This window comes from uncultured Jatrophihabitans sp. (assembly GCF_964251945.1).
Taxonomy (GTDB): Bacteria; Actinomycetota; Actinomycetes; order Mycobacteriales; family Jatrophihabitantaceae; genus Jatrophihabitans.
The window spans coordinates 333,713-353,287 of sequence record NZ_CAXULP010000001.1 but is presented as its reverse complement, the minus strand read 5'-3'; the positions used below and the strand labels follow the sequence as shown (position 1 = coordinate 353,287).

Here is a 19,575-nt window from a genome sequence, read left to right as displayed (position 1 = left end):
GCCTCCAGTTGTTCAATGGCGACACGCGGCGAATGAACGGCTTTATGAGTCCGCGTGGTTACGGCAGAAGCGCAAAGGCCGCGACGTGGTTTGGGCGTACGACGGCGAAGTGGCGTCGGTCAACTGTCGCGATGTCTGTGATGTCTAAACGTTCAGCCGCGGTGATGACCGCGGCATCTACCGTGCCCAGGGGTAGGTCGCGGTAACGCGCGACGAGTTCGGCGATGCGCAACCAGTCGCCGGCTGCCACCGGCACGATGGTGAAGGCGCCGCCGGCGAGATCGCCCAAGAACCGGACTTCGGGTTCGGTCCCGAGGCGAGTCGCGAGCAGGTAGACGACCTCGGTGATGACCAGGGTCGGAACGATGAGTGGACCGGGGTGCGTTTCGAGCAGTTCGAGTGCAACCGCGTGGTGGGCGTCGTCGGCGTCGACGTAGGCGTACAGGGGCCCAGCGTCGACGACGATCGCGGCTATCGGGCGACCTCGGCGGCCAGGATCTCCTCGATGCGCTCAGAGACGTCGCTGCGGCCACTGCGCCCAGAACCTGCCGCGCCCAGCCGGCGCCGCGTCGACGAGCCACCTAGGTACGCCTCAAGAGCCTTTCGGCTGATGTCGGCAATCGTTGTTCCCCTGCGCTCAGCCTCATGCCGTAACCGGGCATCAAGTGCATCGGGAATCTTGACCGTGGTCCGCTTCATGTATGCCAGCATACCGACGGGTGCAGGGAGTGCGCAGCGCCGCGACGTTCGCACTGGCCCGAGCCCGCCCAGCCGCGACCTAAGGATCGTGCTGCCGGATGAGCTGCCGCACCGCGCTGCTCACCGCACGGAGCATCGGGCACGTCCCGGCAGACCGCGGCGCGGTGGCCCCGCGCCCGCCGCGGCGCGCTCAGTCGGCGCCGGTGGGTTGGGCCTCGGCTTGTCGGACGTGGGCGGACCACTTCTCTTCGATGTGGCCGAAACGCCAGACGCTCAACGCGATGATCCAGGTGACGACGAACAGCCCGACGATGATGAATCCGGCCGTGTTGAGGTTGAAGTTGGTGGCGAAGTCCCACAGGCCGCCGGTGAGGTTGAGTTGTCCGGACAGCACCTGCAGGGCTTCGAGCCCGCCGATGAAGAGGGCGACGACGATCGACAGCGTGGTGATGGTGATGTTGTAGAAGACCTTGCGGACGGGTTTGGAGAACGCCCAGCCGTACGCGAAGTTCATGAAAGTGCCGTCGATCGTGTCGAACAGGCACATGCCGGCGGCGAACAGGATCGGCAGCGCCAGGATCGCGTACCAGGGCAGCCCGCCGGCCGCGCCGGCGGAAGCGAGCACGAGCAGCGCGACTTCAGTGGCGGTGTCGAAGCCGAGCCCGAACAGCACCCCGACCGGGTACATCTGCCCGGGTCGGGTGATCGACTTCATGACGGGCCGCAGGATGCGATTCATCAGGCCGCGGTTGTTGAGGTGGTCCTCGAGGGTGTCCTCGTCGTAGAGGCCGCGGCGCATGTCGCGGAACACCTTGAGGATGCCGGCGAGGATGACGATGTTGATGACCGCGATGACCAGCAGGAAGGTCCCGGACACCGAGGTGCCGATCAGGCCGGTGTAGTGGTGCAGGCCGGAGCTGTCGTTCTGCACCGGCCCGACGAGCGCCTTGACGCCGAGAGACAGCAGGAAGGCCAGGGTGAACACGATGGTCGAGTGGCCGAGGGAGAACCAGAAGCCGACCGACATCGGGCGTTTGCCGTCGTCCATGAGCTTGCGGGTGGTGTTGTCGATGGCGGCGATGTGGTCGCCGTCGAAGGCGTGCCGCATCCCGAGGGTGTAAGCGGTCAGCCCGACGCCGAGCCCGAAGGTCTTGTTGCCGAGGCTGTAATGGTGTGGGGCGACGAACGCGGCGATCGTCACCCAGCCGATCACGTGCAGGCCGATGATGACTGCGGCCATCCCGCCGAGCTTGATCCACTCAGCGCGGGTCAGACCGCGGCGGAACTGCGACACCCGCTGGCCGAAGGACAGCTCCACCGCTTGTGTGGCCACGCGGTTACCCCCAAGGAATGCTGGGCCGCGAAGTGCGGCCTGACCAGCTTCCTCGAGGATCTTGCCGTCACTGCGAACTGTTCGCAATAGGGAGCGGCGATGCGGATGGGTATGCCGACGGCATGAAGCCTGTGGCTGTGTGGAACACGGTCGGCCTGTTGGGCTTGGCGACAGCCCTTGCTGCGTGCACCTCGTCCCGCACGGACGACCATCGGCCGCAAGCGACCGACGCCCCGCGCGCCACAACTGTGACGACGACGACCACAGCGGCGGCGCCGCAACCAACGACGGCGGCGAGCTCCGCGTCGAGTACCGCGTCAACGAGTTCCGCGACCGGCAGATCACCAGCGGGCCCGCACGCGTGCACGAGCGCGCAACTCAAGGTCAGCCATGGCCCTACGGGCGGCGCGACTGGTCACGGCGCCGTCGTCGTCGTGTTCACCAACGCCAGCTCCGCGACGTGCACCTTGTTCGGCTATCCAGGCGCTGCGGTGCTCAACGGCGCGGGCAGGCAGATCGAACAGGCGAAACGCACGCAAGGAGGTTTCCTCGGCGGGAACGTCGGGGCCCCCCGCACCGTCACGCTGCGGCCGGGCGCTCAGGCCTCCGCCCGGATCGAAGGCGACAACGGCGGCGGCAACGAATGCTTGCGCGGCGAAGCGCTGCTGGTCACCCCGCCGAACACCAGGCACTCGACCCGAATCCCGTTCCGGGCCTACTCGTGCGACGTGCAGGTCCACCCGACGGTGACTGGCGCAGGCGGCGGACGACCGAGTTAGCCGCCGCCGCCACATCGTCGAGAACACAACAACACGCCACCAACGACCCTGACGGCAGATCAGCGGCGCAGCACGCAGTCGCCGCACGAGGCGCTCGGTGATCGCGCCAGTCGATAGATCAGGCAGCAGCTGCGGCGTCTGAATCCGGCGCCCGCGCGGGTGAGCCCGTCGTCCACGCGCGGGTCGCCCAAGAGCCGGTCGGCCGCCCGCATGACGGTGTCCGCGAGTTCTGGTCGTCTGCTCGCCATCTGGCGGGCTGCGCTGTTGACGGCTGACCCGACGTTGCCCCAGAGGACCCGGGGGGCGATGGCGTAGCGGTGCGCGAACGACTGCGTGATCTGTTCGGCCGCAGTCCCGGTCAGCGAGTGGTCCGGCACGTCAGTCGGCCCGGTTATCTCCGCGGACAAGGGGAACGGGCCGCCCAGCACGTCTTGCCACCACAGCTTGTCGAGCTCGCAGCTCGGGTTGCCCCGGCCGAGGACGTCGGCGGCCAACTGCGGTGCGAGCAGCCGAGCGATCAGGCCGAGATGAGCGACCGAGACAGCGACCCGCCGCTCGACTTGTTCGGGATCCCCGTGTCGCGCGAGAGCCGCACGGACTTTGGCGACACGCGCGTCGAGGCGCGTCCGATCGTCGATCAGCTCGCCAAGCGGGCGCCACGGTGGCGACGGTCGCTCGTCACCGTGGGTGGCGACGGCGAAGAACGGGCCGAATTCGTCCAGCACGACGTCAGGCGCGCCCGACGAGTTGGGCGAGGGCGAGTGCAGTTCGATCAGACCGGCAGAGACTCAGGCATCGCCGCTGCCCGCGGCCGCGGGTCGCGTCGGCCGAGGAAGAAGCGCTCGAGCAGCGCGCCAAAGACGAGCGCGATGGTGGTCCAGATGAGCAGCTGGTTAATGATCGAGTACCAGCGGAACTTCCAGAGCACGTCCGGATCGAAACCGGGATACACGAGCTGGCCTGGTCCTACCGTCTTGCCGTCGATCGTCAGCGGCGTCGAGAGAATGTTCGTGATCGGCTGCGGCGTCTCGGTGGCCGCGCGCGCGAAGCCGAACTGGTTCGCGTGAGCGACGTTCGCGGCTAGGTTGCCCAACGACGGCAACAGCCCGATCAGCACTCCAAAGACGACGAGGAACCCCGCCGCCGAAAGGACTACGGCAGTGAGCAACCCGAAACGGCGCATCAGACGCCGCGCCACATAGACGGCCGCACCGAGCAGGACCAACGAGGCGGCGACCATGATCAAGTACAGGTGCCCGCGAGTGGTGATCGTGAAGGTGTGCCCGATCGCGGGCGGGTCGGCCGGGTACTTGACGAACGGCAGCAGATACACGCCGAAGAAGCCGAACGCGGCGACCAGCCAGGCCAAGTTGCGGGGCCGGACCTGAAAACGCCCGTGCAAGAGGACGTATGCGACGGCGACGAGCGCGCCCATCGCGGTGGCGAAGGCGATGATGCCGGAGGCGGCGCCGACGGTCGATTGGATCGAGCGGGAGAAGATCTCCGGTCCGTCTGGCGCGATTGGGCGGCCGGCGGCGCGGTTGAGTTTGTCGAGGATTTCGTCGCGGCCCGACTCGTAAGCGATCGCTTTGTCGATCATCGGCTCGGCGAAGATGCGTGCGAACACGAAGCCGAGCACTCCGGCGACGAATCCGGACAGCGCGCCACGCAGAATTAGGCGAATCTCCACTGATCTGGTTCCGGTCGCCCGGTCAGTGGCACGGGAAGCCGAGGAAGTGCCGAGCGTCGTGCACCCACTCGTGGATCACCATCGACTTGCCGAAGATCGATGTCATGCCCTCATCGACGCCGACGAAGTAGTAGCAGGCCAGCGCGATGAAGACGGTGATGCTCAGGATCAGCGCCACCCGGCCCTTGGAGATCGCCTCAGGGGAGACCTGGACCTGCGGGATCCGGGTGCTTCCGGACACGCGCATGCTCGTCATGGTGGAGCCTCCTTTGGGATTATGCGTCCCATCGATGTAGGGGCGTCGTGACGACGTCGTATCTGACTCATCCACCGCCCAGGCCGGCCGGCTGACTCACAGTGGCGCTACCGTGCTGGACTCTCACCAGCTTCCGCGCGCCGTCACGCAACCACGCGAAGCTACCACCTTGGCGCGGCGCTGTCAGGGCCTGGCGCGCAAGCAGCGCGTGCCGCCCGGCCCGCTGCGCCACAGTGCTCGAGAGTGGTCATTTTCGGACCACCGTGGGCGGGCTGGGCTGACCACCGACACCCGTAACTGACCACTCACGCGCGGATGCCCCTGGTCCGCGCTGCCCGATCTGGCCGGTTGTGCCCAACGTGTCCGTTTGCACGCAGTTCGCTGTGCGCTGACCGTGCGTCGTTCACTCGCCGGCAACCGAAAGGAGCCCTGGCGCCCCGACGCTCTGCCTGCCGGTCCGCGGGGACGGCGATTGCTGTTCGGGGGTTCGATGACTGGCACTGTCGCGCAACGAGCGCCGCGGTTCGTCTTCCTGTCCGACGCTCCGCGACCGGGCCGATTCGATTCGCACGCCGCCGGGGTGAAATTCGGGTGGCGGCTCGTCGCGGCGAACAATCGACCGCTTGGCCGAGGCACGACCCTCAGCGACTCCGTGGCCGAGTGCCAGGCACACGCCCTGGTCGTGCGAGACGGCATGGCAAGCCTCGAGACGGTGGTCTCCGCCGACGCCGCGCGGAGCATGTGGAAGTGGCGCGGCAGCCTGGCCGGCGTTCCGGTCGTCACGTCCGCTCATGGCTACGTGCGTCGAGTCGAGTGCGCGCGTGGTCTCGCGCAATTCATGCTGGCGCTCGAACGCGCGCAGCCGGACGCCGGGATCATTCGACATTTCGGGGCGCGGTCACTGCGCGAATATGAGAACGAGCCGGCGTTCTCGATGCACCTCGGGTCGCGATGAACGCCGCTGGATTCCAGGTTCAGCTGTACTCGCAGTCGGCGGGCGGCCCGGTGCACTGGCGCCTGCTCAGCGGCAACAACCGAGAGTGCGGCCGCAGCGCTCGCGGCTATGCCGACGAGAGGTCCTGCCGGCAGGGCGTCGCGCGGCTCCAGGCGCAGGCGCAGGAGTTGGCCGTCCGGGTACGGCGGGTCGACCCGAACCGCTGGATCTGGGAACTCCATTACGCCGAACGCCCGGTCGCCACTGCCGCGCACGCGTTCGACCGGCTGATCAGGTGCGACCAGGCGCTGTCCCAGTTCATGGTCAACCTTCCGGACGCTCGCGTGTGCGAGGACGTCGTGGTGTTCGGCGCGCGGCGCTGGGGAAGCGCCGCGTCGTGACCGCTCGCTGCCCCGGGTTGTGTCGCGCGGGCCTGTTCGTCCTGCGTTCAGCAACCGGCCGTCGGTAGGTCGCAGTGCCCGGATTCGCTGTCGTCATGCGACCACGGCCGGCGGACACCGCGCGATGAGCTTGCCGACCGTGGCCCCGCGGCCGCAGCCGGGACCGCTCGCTCCCGGCCCCCGCGGCGCCCCCGTTCTCGACGGCCCGGACCTGCCCAGCAGTGTCGACACCCCGCGGCGCATCCGGGCGAACCCCGGTACGGCCGACCGGATCTTTCACGGCGGCGCGCGCCTGATCGGCGCCTCCGTACTCGTCATCACCGGCTCGATCGGCGTGTTCCTCGCCGTTCAGGCGTATCCGACGCTCAAGCACTACGGCTTCGGCTTCTTCACCCAATCGCAGTGGTCGCCTGACCGCGGCATCGTGGGCATCGCCTCGGTGCTGCTCGGCACGCTGACGATCGCCCTCGTCGCGCTGATGATCGCCTTCCCGCTCGCGCTGATGTCCGCGCTGTACATCAGCGAGTACGCCCCGGCCCGCATCAAGCCCGTGCTGGTGTCGATGGTCGACCTGATGGCCGCCGTGCCGAGCATCGTGTACGGGCTGTGGGGCTACTTCCTCATCCAGCCGGAGGCCGCCAAGACGGCCTACTGGCTGCACCAGAACTTCGGCTGGCTGCCGTTCTTCCACGCGGTCGGCGGCACGCACGAACCGATCTGGACAGGCAAGAACTACTCTTCCTCTGCGTTCATCGCCGGCATCGCGGTGTCGATGATGGTGCTGCCGATGGGCTGCGCGGTCATGCGCGAGGTCTTCGCCAAGGCGCCGATCGGCGAGCGCGAGGCGGCATACGCCCTCGGGGCGACGCGCTGGGGGATGGTCCGCGCAGTGGTGCTGCCGTTCGGCCGCGGCGGAATCATCGGCGGCATGATGCTCGCGCTCGGCCGCGCGCTCGGCGAGACGATCGCGGTCGTGCTGATCATCTCGCCGGACTTCTCGCTGAAGTTCCGGCCGCTCGAGAACGGCACGATCTCGGTGTCGTCGCTGATCGCCGGCCGGTTCGGCGACTCCTCCCCCGCCCAGCTGTCGGCCCTGCTGACGGCCGGGTTCGTGCTGTTCCTGATCACCCTGGTCGTCAACACCTTCGCCGCGACCATCGTCAACCGCAGCCGCAGCGGCGCCGGCACGGACGCGTGAGGCCGGCATGACCGAGACCTTGGTGCGTCCGCCGGCGGCCGAGCCCAGCCCCAGCGGCGGCGTCGACGCAGTCGAGCCCACGACGGCGCTGCGCGACGTCGACCTCGACTCGAAGCGAGTCCGTCCGCGGGCGATCAGATCCCGCACGTTTGACGACATCGCCTGTCTTGCCGGCGCCTTCGCCGGCTCGCTGGCGACGACGTACATCCTCTACGAGTTCGTGCTGCCCTTCGACGGCCGGCTCGGGTTCTTCCTCTGCTGGTACCTGCTGTTCCTCGGGATGTACCTCGGCGCCACGGCGCTCAGCAACCCGAGGACCGTGGTCGTCGATCGGCTCGCCTCGACCCTCGTGCAGGCGGGCGCCGGCCTTACCGCGCTTGCACTCGCCAGTGCGGTGACGTTCCCGTTCATTCGCGGCTATCACGCGCTGGTGCACCTGAACTTCCTCACCTCGGACATGGGCGGCGTCGGGCCACAGGACGCGTTCAACCGGGGCGGCGTGTTGCACGCGATCGTCGGGACGCTCATCGAGATCGGTATCGCGCTGATCATCGCGCTGCCGCTCGGCATCGGCGCGGCCGTGTACATGAGCGAGGTCGGCGGCAAGTTCGCCCGCGTCGTCCGCACCGTGGTCGAGGCGATGACCGCCCTGCCATCGGTCGTCGCCGGACTGTTCATCTACACGCTGTTGATCGTCGACCTGCATATTCCGAAGACCGGCTTCACCGCGGCCATGGCGCTGGCGGTGATGATCTTGCCGATCATCGCCAGGGCGTCCGACGTGGTGCTCCGGGTGGTGCCCGGCGGATTGCGCGAGGCCAGCCTCGCGCTCGGCGCGTCGCGGTGGCAGACCGTGTGGCGAGTCGTGCTGCCCACTGTTCGCCCCGGCCTCGCCACGGCCGTCATCCTCGGCGTCGCCCGCGGCATCGGCGAGACGTCGCCGGTGCTGTTGACGTCAGGCAACTCGAGCTTCTTCAACGCCAACCCGTTCAGCCAACCGATGGACTCGCTGCCGCTGCAGACGTACTTCGCGGTGCGCAGCGGGGAGCCGATGTACATCGAGCGCGGCTTCGCCACCGCCTGCGTGTTGCTGATCCTGGTGCTGCTGCTGTTCATCACGGCGCGGCTGCTCGCCCGACAGCGAGTGCGCTGACCACTCTCTCTTTCATCAGTCACCGTCTACTCAGGGATACCCGTGAAGCTCCACGCAGTCAGGCTGGCCGCGCTCGCCGCGGCCGCCGCCGCAGCCGGCTTGGCTGCCACCGCCATCGCGCTGCCGGCAGCCGGGGCCGCGCCGAGCCACACCCAGATCACCGGGTCGGGCTCGTCCTGGGCGGCGAACGCGGTCAACCAGTGGATCTCCGACGTGAACAAGCAGGGCCTGCAGGTGGTGTTCACCTCGACCGGCTCCGCCCAGGGCCGCAAGGACTTCGCCTACCGCACCACCGACTTCGGCGTCAGCGACATCGGCTACCAGGGCACCGACCCGGTCACCGGCCAGCAGGACAGTCCGAACGGCCGGCCGTACGCGTACCTGCCGATCGTCGCCGGCGGCACGTCGTTCCCGTACAACCTCAGCTACGCCGGCCAGCGCATCCGCAACCTGCGGCTGTCCGGCCAGACGCTCGCCGAGATCTTCACCAACAAGATCACCTACTGGGACGACAAGCAGATCAAGGCTGACAACAACAACAAGCTGCTGCTGCCACACATCCCGATCATCCCCGTGGTGCACTCGGAGGGGTCCGGCTCGACTTACCAGTTCACCGCGTATCTCGCGCGTCAATACCCCAGCGTATGGTCGTCGTTCGCCGGGTACAGCAACCCGACCGAGTACTTCCCGCGCAAGGGCAGCCAGGAGGCGCAGAGCGGCTCGGACGGAGTCATGAACTTCATCACCTCGTCCGCAGGCAGCGGGTCGATCGGCTTCGACGAATACTCCTACGCCCTGCTGTCGAACTTCCCGGTCGCCAAGATCGAGAACGCGGCCGGCTACTACACCGCCCCGACGCAGTACAACGTCGCGGTCGCCCTCACCAAGGCGGTGATCAACCAGGACAAGAGCTCGCCGAACTACTTGACGCAGAATCTCAACAACGTCTACAGCTACGGCGACTCGCGCACCTATCCGATGTCGTCGTACTCCTACATGATCATCCCGACCGGGGGGAAGGGCGTGGAGCAGAAGACGACGAGCACGGCGCAACGGCAGACGATCGCGGACTTCCTCTACTACTCGATCTGCCAGGGGCAGTCCGAGATGGGCCCGATCGGCTACTCGCCGCTGCCGGTCAACCTGGTGCAGGACGGGTTCGGCCAGATAGCGAAGTTGAAGCAGGCCGACAGCGGCGTGGACCTGACATCGCGCAACGTGACGACGTGCCACAACCCGACCTTCATCGCCGGCCAGCCGAGCGCCAACCACCTGGCGAAGATCGCGCCGCAGCCGCCGGCGTGCGACAAGCAGGGGGCCGGCCCGTGCGGCGCCGGCGTCGGCGTCGTCACCGCGAACCCCGGCTCCAACGGCAAGGCGCCGACCGGCGGCTCGGCTGCGGGAGGCACGGCCGGCTCGGGCGGCGCGGGCGGCGGCAGCGCAGCCGGATCGGGCGGCCAAGCAGCCGCAGGCGCGGGCGGCGCCGCCGCAACGGCCGGCGCGGGCGGCGCCGGCGCGACCGGCACGCACATCGACCCGAACACCGGCCAGGTTGTCAGCGACGGCGGCGCGGCCGCAGCCGCCGGGACAGCCGGGACGGCCGCCGGCGGCCAAGCCGAGGCGCAGCCCGTGACGCTGGCGGCCGAGCAGACCAGCAGCGCGTTCAGCGCCCTGCTCTACGTTCTGGCGGTCGTCCTGCTGCTCGGAGTACTCGTCGCGCCGGTGCTGTTCAACCGCTTCCTTACTCGACGCGCGGGCTCGAAGCCATGACGAGGAAGGCGCAGCGAGCCATCCGCGCGCTGCTCGCGCTCGGCGTGATCGGCGTCGGCGTCGGCTGCCTGCCCGGTGCCGCGGGCGGCCCGGCCGGCGCCAACCCGACGAGTTCGGCCTTCACGGCGACGAAGACCGTCACCCGCGTTCATCTGGCGGCGGACGGCTCCAACCAGGTGGTTGAGAGCAAGAAGGTGACCGTCCGCGTCGACACCACCAAGAATCTGTACGGGCGACAGGACGTCAACGTCTCGTGGTCGGGCGCCCAGCCGACGGGCGGCATCCAGCCCGACCCGAACAGCGCCGTCGCAGACCAGCAGGAATACCCGATGGCGCTGCTCGAGTGCCGCGGCAGCGACGGCTCAGCGAGCGGCGCGCAGGTCACACCGCAGACCTGCTGGACGCACGGGCCGGACCCGCGCTACACGTCCTCGACCTTCGCGTTCCCGCCGTGGCGCCTCGACCGCTATGCCGCCCCGAACGACCGCGCCGCCGTCGTCGGCCAGCCGTCGCCGGTGCCGGCGAGCTGCGGCAGCCTGCCGGTGGCGCAGCATTGGCTGCCATTCCAGGCGGTGGACGGCGCCAAGTACTACTACGGCCTTCAGTCGTGCGCCGGCATACCGCCGGAGGACTTCAACTCGGACACCTCGCAGCAGGTCGTGCCGCAGAACGCCACGTTTGCGGCAACCCACCTGGACGGCCGCGGCGCGACGAAGTTCGACATCTGGACGGAGGCGGAGGACGCCTCATTGGGCTGCTCGGCGACGGTCGCCTGCACCCTCGAGATCATCCCGATCATGGGAGTCTCCTGCGACCCTTCGGGCGTTGCGGGCGGTGTGCCGGCTGACGACGTGCCCGGACCGGACGACATCGACAAGGCCACGAACTCCTGCGAGTCGACCGGCAACTACCTGTCCGGAACGATCGCGGACAGCTCGCAGGCCATCGCGCCGGCCGTGAGCGGCGCACTGTGGTGGAGCCCGTCTAACTGGCGCAACCGGATCTCGGTGCCGTTGAACCTCGCGCCCAGCTCGAACGCCTGCGAGCAGGTCAGCAGCGGTACCCCGCAGACCGTGTACGGGTCGGAGACGCTCGCCGAGGCGACGACCCAGTGGGCGCCGAAGTTCTGCCTCGACCCGAAGCTGTTCAAGTTCACCCACGTGCAGACCGGCGAGCCGCTGGCGCAGAGCCTGCTCAACGATCCGACCAGCGGCGTGCACGCCGCATTCAGCTCGCTGCCGCCAGCGGCGGGATTCACCGGCCCGGTCGTCCAGGCGCCGGTGGCCGCGACCGGCTTCTCGATCAGCTACAACGTCGACGACGACAACGGCAACCCCGTCGCGAATCTGCGACTGACGCCGCGGTTGATCGCCAAGCTGCTCACCGAGTCCTATCCGGAGGAAGAGTTCGACCGGTTCAAATCGGGCCAGTACCCCTACTTGACGCACAGCCCGTACAACATCACCGGCGACCCGGAGTTCAAGGCGCTCAACCCGGGCATCTCCGCGGAGTTCGGCACGCCGGGCGCCGCGGCGATGATCATGCTGTCCGCCGAGTCCGACGTGACCTACGCGCTGACCGACTACCTCAACGCAGACCCGGAAGCTCGTGCCTGGCTCAACGGCGCCCCCGACCCGTGGGGAATGGTCGTGAATCCCGCCTATAAGGGCATCGCCCTACCGGTGCTCCGGTGGCCGCTGCTCGACCAGACCGTGCCGGACTTCGGTCCGAACGTCCCGTGCACCGGGGTCGACCCGACACCGTGGCTGCCGCTCGTCGCGTCGCCGACGCCGACGCTCGCCACGAGCGCCGTCGACGTCCAGTTCGCCGCATCGACCGGCAAGGTCGCGTGCACCACCCTCGGCGAAGCAGGCTCCCCCGCGGGGCAATCGGTGCAATGGGTTTCCACTGGGCGAGCGACGCCCGGCGATCGGTTCGTCATCGGAATCACCTCGCTCGGCGAGGCCCGGCGCTACGACTTGCAGAGTGCCGCGTTGCAAACCCACTCCGACTCGACCGACGCCACGCACAAGTTCACCAACGGAGCGGGCCGTACCTTCGTCGGGCCGACCAACGCCGCTCTCGCCGCCGGCGCAAGCACGGTCGTGGCCGACACGACGACGCAGTCGTTCACGACACGGGCCTCGGCACTGCGAACCAAGGTTGCCGCCTATCCGGGCTTCATGCTCGTCAGCGCCGACGTGCCGACCAAGGGCCTCAGCTCGACCCAGGCCGCGGACTACTCGAAGCTGCTGTCCTTCGCCGCCGGCCCCGGTCAGCAGTCCGGGCCGAGCATCGGCCAGCTGCCGGCCGGCTACCTGCCGATGACGGCCGCCAACAACCTCGCGGCCGAAGCGGCCTACACGCGGACCGCGGCGGATGCGGTGGCCGCGCAGAAGGGCGTCGTGCCGCCGCTGCACCCATCGAAGTCCTCGTCTGGCGGGTCCACGCCGGGCGGACACAGCGGGACCGGAAGATCGTCCACCCCGGCGCCGATCGTCGGCGCTGTCGTGGGCGGGACCGGTGCCGTCACGCCGGCCGGCGCCGCCGCGGCGGTGGCCCGGGCGGGCGCGCGCGCCGCGGCGGCGGCGGCCGGCGGTTCCGCCAAGCCGGCTCTGGCCGCGCAGACCTTCCGCACACCCGCTTTCTCCCTCGGCTTCGGCGGCGTGTTCTTGCCGCTGCTGTTCGGCGTCGGCGTGCTCGGCAGCCTGCTCGCCGGCGCGAGCGTATGGACGCCGCAGCGGGTCGGCCGCAAGCACCGGCGCAGCCGATGACCACCACGCTGGAGGCGCCGGCCGAGACCCCGCAGAGCGATTCGCCGCCCCAGACGGCCCCGGCAGAGCAAACCTGGACGGACGCGACGACGTCCGGTCGCCGCCGCCGACTTCGCGCGCTGGCGACCAGCCGGCTGCTGCGGCCGAAGCCGCCCGCGGCCGCGCTGGGCCAGTCACGGATGACGATCATGGTGGTGGCCCTGACGCTGTGTGCGCTCGCGCTCTGGTCGCTCGTTTACCTGTTGATCGTGAGCAGCCTGCAGCACGCGCGCATCCAGCACGAGCTCTACACGAAGCTGCGCGCGGAGCTCGCGCAGGCGACGGCGCCGTTGGCCGGCCCGATCTCGATCGGAGCGCCGGTGGCCGTGCTCTCGATCCCGGCTGCCGGGCTGCACGGCGAGGTCGTGGTGGAGGGAACCACGCCGTCAGCCTTGCGCAGCGGTCCTGGCCACCTGCGCACCACACCGCTGCCCGGCGAGATCGGCACCAGCGTCTTGTACGGGCGCAGCCTGTCCTTCGGCGCTCCGTTCGCCGAGCTCGTCGGCCTCAAAGCGGGCGACGCCATCACGGTCAGCACCGACCAGGGCGTTTTCCACTTCCACGTGCGCGACGTGCGACGACCCGGTGACGCGTTCACCGTGCCGGCGGCGGGCACCGCGTCGCTCACCCTGGTCAGCACCGCAGGCGGGTGGACGCCTGACCGGATCGTGTATGTCGACGCCGCGCTGTCCGGGAAGCCGGCCGGCGATCCGGGCGGACGCCCTACGACGTTGGGCCCGCAGGAACGGCTGATGGCGAACGACACCGACCCGGTGACGCTGACCCAGGTCGTGCTGTGGCTGCAACTGCTGGTGGTGGCGCTGGTCGGCTCGGTGTGGCTGGCCAAGCGCTGGCGGCGTGGGCAGCTGTGGCTGGTCGCCGCGCCGATCGTTCTGGCCGCGCTGTGGGGGCTGTCCAACGCCGCCGCTCAGCTGCTGCCCAACGTGCTGTGACCGCGCGACGTGCGTTGCGAAGCCAGCCTTCATCCTCCGTTAAGTACAAGCCCCTCCGCACGTAGAACCGCTCGCCGACGCTTGCCTCGCCCAGCGCAGAAGGCGCTGGATCAAGCGCCCTCGGAAGGTGGCTCGTACATGAGGATGACCAAGAGGAAGGGCGCGGCCAGTGTGGCCGCGCTCGCGGCCAGCACGTTGGCGTTCGGTCTAATGACCGCCGCCAGCACCGCCGCGCACGCGGATCCCGCCCCCGGCAGCAGCGACATCGTCGGAGTCGGGTCGGACACGCTGCAGTACATGCTCGACTTCGGCGCGGACGGCGACGTCAACGGCCACAACGGCTACAACTTCGGCAAGACGAGCCGGATCGCCAACTTCGACGCAACGCCGGACGCCAACGCGCGCGCCGGCTACCTCAACGGCAGCACGTCCAGTGCCCTGCTGGCGTTGAACCCGACCATCTTCCTGCGCGCCGGCTCGAGCCCTCGGCAGCGGCCGAACGGGTCGGGCGCCGGCCTGCTCGCGCTCGAACTGGACAGCGCGAACCAGATCAACTTCGCGCGGTCGTCGTCTCCGTTGGGCCAGGGCGATGTCACCAACGCCACCGGCACCGGCGGTTCGGGCGCGTTGCACGAGGTCCGCCTCGCCAACGACACCCTGAGCATCGCGGCCGGCAACACCACCCACGCGGTGCCGCTGTCGAAGGCCCAGCTCAAGCAGATCTACCTGTGCGCGAGCGGCTACACCCACTGGAGCGACTCGGGTGTCGGCGGCACGTCCACGGACACGATCATCCCGGTCATCCCGCAGAACGGGTCGGGCACCCGCAAGACCTTCCTCACGGCTATCGGGTTCACCACGGACGGCAACGGAAACGTGACGCAGGCCGTGGGCGGCTGCGTGAAGACCTATGAGGAGAACGACCCGTACGCGTTGTTCCTCGACAGCAGCGGCAACCAGGTCGCGGACCCCTACGTCGCCGGCCTCAAGCCGAACGCGGACGCCATCGAGCCCATCTCCGGCGGGCGTTTGACGCTGTACCAAAACGGCTACTTCTACAACCCGAACCAGGCGCTCGGAAAGGGCCCGACGGCCGGCGACGACTCAGTGCTGTCTCCGGACGTCGCGTTGCTGCCGACCACCGGCACCGCCAGCGACGGCGGCGACGTCTACACGCAGACCCGCGGGCTGTACGTCGACTTCCGGGACTCCGACGTCAACAGCACCACGCACTTCAACGGCTCGACGAAGAACTGGGTGAACACCCTGTTCCTCGCCGGCGCCTCTGGCGGAACGCCGTTCTTCAACTCGCCGGCCGGCAAGACACTGCTCCAATCGGCCGGCGTGACGCCTGCCTACGACGACTGCGGGGTCGACCAGCTCGGCGCCAGCGCCTGCCCGTAGGCGCTGCCACCGCTCGCACGCACCATCCGGGTGCGCCGGCTCGCGGCTGCGCGAGCCGGCGCACCCAACCCGAGATCCCGACAGCGGGACTCGACGTCACACTCATAGGGGAGACAAGAAGCTCGATGAAATCCTTGACAGCAGTGCTGATCGGCGGATCGCTTTTGGCGGCCGCCGGCGCGGGGCTCGTCGCCACCTCCGGAGCCGCCTCGGCCACCGGAACCGCACCGCCCTGGGTCGCGACCAATCCAGACCCGAACGGGGTCGGCGGCTTGGCGTTCTTCGCCAGCGACGGCAGCCAGATCACCAGCGGACCGACGAACAGCGCGCCGTTCGCCAAGTACGTCGCCGGCCTGACGCAGTTGCGCGCGAACGACACCACCGCGACCATCTACGCCTACGTCCCGACGCCGGGCACGAAGCAGGAGTCGTTCTCCAGCAACGAGCAGGTCGGCGGCAGCCCAAGCTACCCGAACACCTCGGCGCCGGAACCGATCAAGTCGACCTCGCTGCCGGTCTACACCGGCGACCCCGGCGACTTCAAGCTCACCGACATCGAGAGCGATTACCCGAACTCGTCGAGCGACGCCAATTACGACCACGTCTATGAGATCCGGCTCTACACCGGCGCGGCCGGCAAGGGCGGCACGACGAACTACGACTACGCCGACATCAAGCTCGACGACACCGCGCACACCTGGTCGCTGGTCTACACACCGGACGCGCAGGGCACCGCGACGACAAGCACGCTGACCACGTCGGCCGACCCGAGCGATTCGGTCACGGACGGCACGTCGGTGACGCTCTCGGACACTGTTGCGCCGTACACGGGCTCTGGAACGCCAAAGGGCACCGTCCAGTTCAAGGACGGCTCCACCGCCATCGGCTCACCGGTCACCTTGAACAGCAGCGGCGTGGCGACGACTACTGCGCTGATCAGCGGGGTCGGAAGTCACCCCATCACTGCTGTCTACTCGCCTGCGGGGTTGTCCGGCTTCGCCGGTTCAACCAGCAACACCAAGACGATCACCGCGACGACCGCCCCGGCCACAAACACGTCGGTCGCGCTCGTGGCGAACCCGACCAGCGGGCCGGCCTTCGCACCGGTGCAGCTCACGGCCACAATCACGCCGTCTGCCGCGGCGGGCACGGTGACGTTCTTCGACGCCGGCCAGCAGATCGGCTCGCCGCAGACAGTCAGCGGCGGATCGGCGTCCATCACCTACAGCGGGTTCACGCAGGGCGACCACCCGTCGATCACCGCGTCCTTCACGCCGACCAACACGGCTGCGTACAACCCGTCGGTCTCGCCGGCAGTCGACTACAACGCCGGGGCGCCTGTGGGGGCCACGCCAGACCCGCAGCCGATCCAGGTGACCGTGCCGCCCGGCACGATCGCCATCACCACGCCGTACACCACGGCGCACCCGCTGAACCTCGGCAACATGGTGCTGAACGCCAACGGCACCGAACTCTCGGCGACCGCGCAGTTCGGTCAGAACGGCTACGCGTCGCGCCCGACCGGCAGCCAACCGGACGGCACCGGCAGCATCCAGGTCGTGGACACTCGGGTGGGCGGCGCCAACTGGACCGCGTCGGCCTCCTCGTCGGATCTGACGGACGGGCACAGCCACTCGATCAATAGCCAGAACGTCGGGCTGACCAGCCTCAACGGCGTCTACCTGCCAGGCAACGCCCTGCAGCAGGGTTCGCTGGCGTTCACCGACAACCCGGCTGCCGAGCCGGCAGTGGCGCCCACCGCCACCGGCACTCAAGGTCTCGGTGGCGGCACAGCCCACGCGTTTGCCACGACCACCCACGGTGGCGCAGGCAGCGTGGGCATCTACGGCACGCTGACCCTGCACGCCCCGACCTCCACGTCGCCAGGCGCGTACAGCGGCATCATCACGTTCACCGTCGCCTGACGGTCGGACGTTTCCGCCAGGGCGGGACGGGTCACCCCGTCCCGCCCTGGTCGTTTAACCCGGGCCACCCGGCTAGCCGGGTGGCCCGAACACCGTCGTCCCCCGTTCAGGTTCGCGTGGCGCTTCGTTCGCCACGCCCGACTTCGCTCACCCGCGTGACCTACCGACGACCGGCCGCGCTGCTGGCCGGCCTCCTCGTGATCGCGCCGACCGTGCTCGGCGCCGCCGCGGGCGCGGCGCCGCGCCACGGTGTGCCCGGCCGCAAGCCAGCGACCAAGTCGGCCAACGCCGAGTTCGGCATTCAGGCCGCGACCCGCGGCAAGCCCGACACCCGCGCCCAACTCACGTACAGCGCGACGCCCGGGGCGCGGCTCGCCGACCAGGTCGCGGTCGCCAATCTGGGCCCGCGCCCGCTCAGCCTGCGCGTGTACGCCGCGGCGGCGACGGCCGACGCGGACGGCAACTTCGCGCTGCAACCGGCGGCGGTCGCGCCCACCGACCTCGCGACGTGGCTGACGGTCGGCGCCAGCAGCGTCCGCGTGCCCGCGCGCACCGCGAAGGGACCCTCGCACGTCATCGTGCCGATCAGCTTGTTCGTGCCGCGCACCGCGACGCCCGGCGATCACGCCGCTGGCGTCGTCGTCTCGCTGCGCAGCAGCGTGCGCAACAAGCAGGGCGTGCTCGTCCAACTGGACCAGCGCGTCGGCCTGCGGGTGTACGTCCGGGTGTCCGGCCCCATCCACGCGGGCCTCGCCGTGCGGCAGCTCCGCTTCGAGTTCGACGGGCCGGCGTTCGGCAATCCGCTGGGCGTCGGCGTGGCACGGCTGAGCTACCGCGTGCAGAACACCGGGAACGTGCTGCTCGGCGCGACGCAGCGGGCCAGCGTCAGCTCGCTGATCGGCGGAACGACCGCGCTCACGAACCTGCCGGTCGTCCCGCCGCTGCTGCCCGGCGCGAGCGTCACGATCGAGCGCCGGGTGCCGGACGTCTTCCCCGGCATCCACCTGAGCGCAGCCGTGCACCTGACGCCGGTGCCGCCGGTCGGCGCGAGCGACCCCAAGCTGAGCCAGGCGTCGGCGTCCGCCGGGCTGTGGGCGATCCCGTGGACGCTGCTCGTGCTGCTGCTCGTGGTCATCGGCGGCCTCGGCGGCGCGTTGTGGTGGTGGCACCGGCCGAAACCGGCGCCGGCGGGCCGAGCCAGCTCGCACCGCAAGAGTTCGGCGCTCGCCCGCAGCGGAGCGACGCGATGATCCGCCGGGTTGGCGCGATCGGCGCGGCCATCGCCGCGGCATTGACCTGGTTCGCGCCGGCCGCGTCGGCGGGACCGGTGCCGTACACCGATCCGCAATCGGTCGGCACGGTGACGCTGTGCGGCGTCACGGGGCAGGTCGCGACGCACGGCGACATCCACACCAAGCCCTTCGTGTGGCGCGCGGTCGGTTCCGCCGCGCCGCCCAGCGCCTACGCCGGGCCCGGTCGCACCGCCGCGCTGTACGGCTACCAGCCGATCGAGAACGTCGACCCGCAGCAGTGGAACGGCGAATACCTGACCTTCTCCGCCGCTTACACGAGCAAGAGCAGGCCGATGGCGGCCGCTACGCCGGCCGACCCGTCCCTTGCCGACCTGCTTGGCGACTATCCGACGAAGTGGGACGGCCTGCTGCAGTTGCGGTTGTTCGTCGGCGCGCCGGGACTACCCGGACTTGCCACGGCCTACAGCACCGCGACCATCCGGGTGTCCGGCAATGCCTGGACGTTGGTGAACGGCGGCCGCACCGGTTGCGACTCGGGATCGGCGCGATCTGGGGAGCTGGCGCTGCGCTCGGTCGCCGCGCTGCCCACGCCGGCGCCGAACGCCACCACCGACGTCGCCGGGCCTGCGGCCGTGACGAAGACAGGTTCGGCCAGCCAGCCGACTCGGGCCACTCCGACGGCCGCTTCGGTCAACCCTGCGGCGAATGAGTCGGCGGCGGCGGATTCACACGCCGCCGCCGAGCACAGCAGCTCGTCGGGACCGGGGGCGTGGCTGTGGGTGGCACTCGCCTGCCTGCTGCTCGTCGGCGGCATCATCGCCCGATTGATCTTCGTCTCGGCGGCCCGGCGACGCTGATTCGTCCCCTGTTCACCGAGCGTGCGCGGCCCGTCGACCTCGTCGGGTTCGAATGGGCTCGACCGCGTTCACGTTCTGAGAGGACCATGATGAAACGTCGCCTTGCCGTCTTGGGCGCGGCGGTCGCCACCGTTGGCGTAGTCGCTTCGGCCTTTCT

18 protein-coding genes are annotated in these 19,575 nt (G+C 69.4%); 12 read left to right on the top strand and 6 right to left on the bottom strand.

Annotated elements, in window-relative coordinates; genetic code table 11:
* Nucleotides 1–58 precede the first annotated feature (58 nt).
* From ACFFBG_RS01610 to ACFFBG_RS01600, 3 genes are all read right to left on the bottom strand, one after another.
* Nucleotides 59–466 carry a type II toxin-antitoxin system VapC family toxin gene (locus ACFFBG_RS01610; protein WP_375476199.1) on the bottom strand — a complete coding sequence of 136 codons (408 nt, stop codon included), beginning with the start codon at nucleotides 464–466 and terminating at the stop codon, nucleotides 59–61.
* A gap of 5 nt (nucleotides 467–471) precedes the next feature.
* Nucleotides 472–699 (bottom strand): ribbon-helix-helix protein, CopG family, encoded by a 228-nt coding sequence (locus tag ACFFBG_RS01605; RefSeq protein WP_375474926.1) that lies wholly within the window; start codon nucleotides 697–699, stop codon nucleotides 472–474.
* Between the two features lie 190 nt (nucleotides 700–889).
* Nucleotides 890–1,972, bottom strand: coding sequence for a HoxN/HupN/NixA family nickel/cobalt transporter (locus tag ACFFBG_RS01600; RefSeq protein ID WP_375476197.1), 1,083 nt, complete (start codon nucleotides 1,970–1,972; stop codon nucleotides 890–892).
* A 77-nt stretch (nucleotides 1,973–2,049) separates the two neighbouring features.
* Between ACFFBG_RS01600 and ACFFBG_RS01595 the strand changes: the two genes are divergently transcribed.
* A complete protein-coding gene (locus tag ACFFBG_RS01595) occupies nucleotides 2,050–2,811 on the top strand; it encodes a DUF4232 domain-containing protein (RefSeq protein ID WP_375474924.1) in 762 nt (253 codons plus the stop codon).
* Between the two features lie 59 nt (nucleotides 2,812–2,870).
* On the opposite strand, the gene ACFFBG_RS01590 is transcribed toward ACFFBG_RS01595, so the two are convergent.
* From ACFFBG_RS01590 to ACFFBG_RS01580, 3 genes are read right to left on the bottom strand one after another with little or no spacing between them, the layout of a single operon-like run.
* Nucleotides 2,871–3,536 (bottom strand): (2Fe-2S)-binding protein, encoded by a 666-nt coding sequence (locus tag ACFFBG_RS01590; protein ID WP_375474922.1) that lies wholly within the window; start codon nucleotides 3,534–3,536, stop codon nucleotides 2,871–2,873.
* A 47-nt stretch (nucleotides 3,537–3,583) separates the two neighbouring features.
* Nucleotides 3,584–4,501, bottom strand: coding sequence for a CbtA family protein (locus tag ACFFBG_RS01585; RefSeq protein WP_375474920.1), 918 nt, complete (start codon nucleotides 4,499–4,501; stop codon nucleotides 3,584–3,586).
* 22 nt (nucleotides 4,502–4,523) lie between these two features.
* Nucleotides 4,524–4,757 carry a CbtB-domain containing protein gene (locus ACFFBG_RS01580; RefSeq protein WP_375474918.1) on the bottom strand — a complete coding sequence of 78 codons (234 nt, stop codon included), beginning with the start codon at nucleotides 4,755–4,757 and terminating at the stop codon, nucleotides 4,524–4,526.
* A 694-nt stretch (nucleotides 4,758–5,451) separates the two neighbouring features.
* Here ACFFBG_RS01580 and ACFFBG_RS01575 point away from each other — a divergent pair.
* From ACFFBG_RS01575 to ACFFBG_RS01525, 11 genes are all read left to right on the top strand, one after another.
* Complete coding sequence (locus ACFFBG_RS01575) at nucleotides 5,452–5,712, top strand: hypothetical protein (RefSeq protein ID WP_375474916.1); 261 nt, start codon at nucleotides 5,452–5,454, stop codon at nucleotides 5,710–5,712.
* Nucleotides 5,709–6,092 carry a DUF1508 domain-containing protein gene (locus ACFFBG_RS01570; RefSeq protein WP_375474914.1) on the top strand — a complete coding sequence of 128 codons (384 nt, stop codon included), beginning with the start codon at nucleotides 5,709–5,711 and terminating at the stop codon, nucleotides 6,090–6,092. The genes ACFFBG_RS01575 and ACFFBG_RS01570 overlap by 4 nt, the downstream gene beginning before the upstream one ends.
* Before the next feature lie 124 nt (nucleotides 6,093–6,216).
* The gene (gene pstC / locus ACFFBG_RS01565) at nucleotides 6,217–7,290 is read left to right on the top strand and encodes a phosphate ABC transporter permease subunit PstC (protein WP_375474912.1); all 1,074 of its coding nucleotides are present in this window, start codon (nucleotides 6,217–6,219) and stop codon (nucleotides 7,288–7,290) included.
* 7 nt (nucleotides 7,291–7,297) lie between these two features.
* On the top strand, nucleotides 7,298–8,443 hold the full coding sequence (gene pstA / locus ACFFBG_RS01560) for a phosphate ABC transporter permease PstA (RefSeq protein WP_375474910.1): 1,146 nt from the start codon (nucleotides 7,298–7,300) through the stop codon (nucleotides 8,441–8,443).
* Between the two features lie 42 nt (nucleotides 8,444–8,485).
* Nucleotides 8,486–10,213 carry a substrate-binding domain-containing protein gene (locus ACFFBG_RS01555; protein ID WP_375474908.1) on the top strand — a complete coding sequence of 576 codons (1,728 nt, stop codon included), beginning with the start codon at nucleotides 8,486–8,488 and terminating at the stop codon, nucleotides 10,211–10,213.
* Nucleotides 10,210–12,987 carry a hypothetical protein gene (locus ACFFBG_RS01550; protein ID WP_375474906.1) on the top strand — a complete coding sequence of 926 codons (2,778 nt, stop codon included), beginning with the start codon at nucleotides 10,210–10,212 and terminating at the stop codon, nucleotides 12,985–12,987. The genes ACFFBG_RS01555 and ACFFBG_RS01550 overlap by 4 nt, the downstream gene beginning before the upstream one ends.
* Nucleotides 12,984–13,979: a sortase gene (locus ACFFBG_RS01545; RefSeq protein ID WP_375474904.1), complete on the top strand. Its 996-nt coding sequence runs from the start codon at nucleotides 12,984–12,986 to the stop codon at nucleotides 13,977–13,979. Before ACFFBG_RS01550 ends, ACFFBG_RS01545 begins: the two co-directional genes overlap by 4 nt.
* A 144-nt stretch (nucleotides 13,980–14,123) precedes the next feature.
* Complete coding sequence (locus tag ACFFBG_RS01540; RefSeq protein ID WP_375474902.1) at nucleotides 14,124–15,383, top strand: substrate-binding domain-containing protein; 1,260 nt, start codon at nucleotides 14,124–14,126, stop codon at nucleotides 15,381–15,383.
* A gap of 125 nt (nucleotides 15,384–15,508) precedes the next feature.
* Nucleotides 15,509–17,308, top strand: coding sequence for an Ig-like domain-containing protein (locus ACFFBG_RS01535; protein WP_375474900.1), 1,800 nt, complete (start codon nucleotides 15,509–15,511; stop codon nucleotides 17,306–17,308).
* Between the two features lie 155 nt (nucleotides 17,309–17,463).
* On the top strand, nucleotides 17,464–18,558 hold the full coding sequence (locus ACFFBG_RS01530; protein WP_375474898.1) for a DUF916 domain-containing protein: 1,095 nt from the start codon (nucleotides 17,464–17,466) through the stop codon (nucleotides 18,556–18,558).
* Nucleotides 18,555–19,418: a hypothetical protein gene (locus ACFFBG_RS01525; protein ID WP_375474896.1), complete on the top strand. Its 864-nt coding sequence runs from the start codon at nucleotides 18,555–18,557 to the stop codon at nucleotides 19,416–19,418. Before ACFFBG_RS01530 ends, ACFFBG_RS01525 begins: the two co-directional genes overlap by 4 nt.
* The last annotated feature ends 157 nt before the right edge of the window (nucleotides 19,419–19,575 follow it).

Excerpts from the sequence above, each read along its gene's own strand:
- ACFFBG_RS01605 (WP_375474926.1), bottom strand. The coding sequence starts at position 699 with ATGAAGCGGACCACGGTCAAGATTCCCGATGCACTTGATGCCCGGTTA.
- ACFFBG_RS01595 (WP_375474924.1), top strand. The coding sequence starts at position 2,050 with ATGCTGGGCCGCGAAGTGCGGCCTGACCAGCTTCCTCGAGGATCTTGC.
- ACFFBG_RS01580 (WP_375474918.1), bottom strand. The coding sequence starts at position 4,757 with ATGACGAGCATGCGCGTGTCCGGAAGCACCCGGATCCCGCAGGTCCAG.
- ACFFBG_RS01575 (WP_375474916.1), top strand. The coding sequence starts at position 5,452 with ATGGCAAGCCTCGAGACGGTGGTCTCCGCCGACGCCGCGCGGAGCATG.
- ACFFBG_RS01570 (WP_375474914.1), top strand. The coding sequence starts at position 5,709 with ATGAACGCCGCTGGATTCCAGGTTCAGCTGTACTCGCAGTCGGCGGGC.
- pstC (WP_375474912.1), top strand. The coding sequence starts at position 6,217 with ATGAGCTTGCCGACCGTGGCCCCGCGGCCGCAGCCGGGACCGCTCGCT.
- pstA (WP_375474910.1), top strand. The coding sequence starts at position 7,298 with ATGACCGAGACCTTGGTGCGTCCGCCGGCGGCCGAGCCCAGCCCCAGC.
- ACFFBG_RS01550 (WP_375474906.1), top strand. The coding sequence starts at position 10,210 with ATGACGAGGAAGGCGCAGCGAGCCATCCGCGCGCTGCTCGCGCTCGGC.
- ACFFBG_RS01545 (WP_375474904.1), top strand. The coding sequence starts at position 12,984 with ATGACCACCACGCTGGAGGCGCCGGCCGAGACCCCGCAGAGCGATTCG.
- ACFFBG_RS01540 (WP_375474902.1), top strand. The coding sequence starts at position 14,124 with ATGACCAAGAGGAAGGGCGCGGCCAGTGTGGCCGCGCTCGCGGCCAGC.
- ACFFBG_RS01535 (WP_375474900.1), top strand. The coding sequence starts at position 15,509 with ATGAAATCCTTGACAGCAGTGCTGATCGGCGGATCGCTTTTGGCGGCC.
- ACFFBG_RS01525 (WP_375474896.1), top strand. The coding sequence starts at position 18,555 with ATGATCCGCCGGGTTGGCGCGATCGGCGCGGCCATCGCCGCGGCATTG.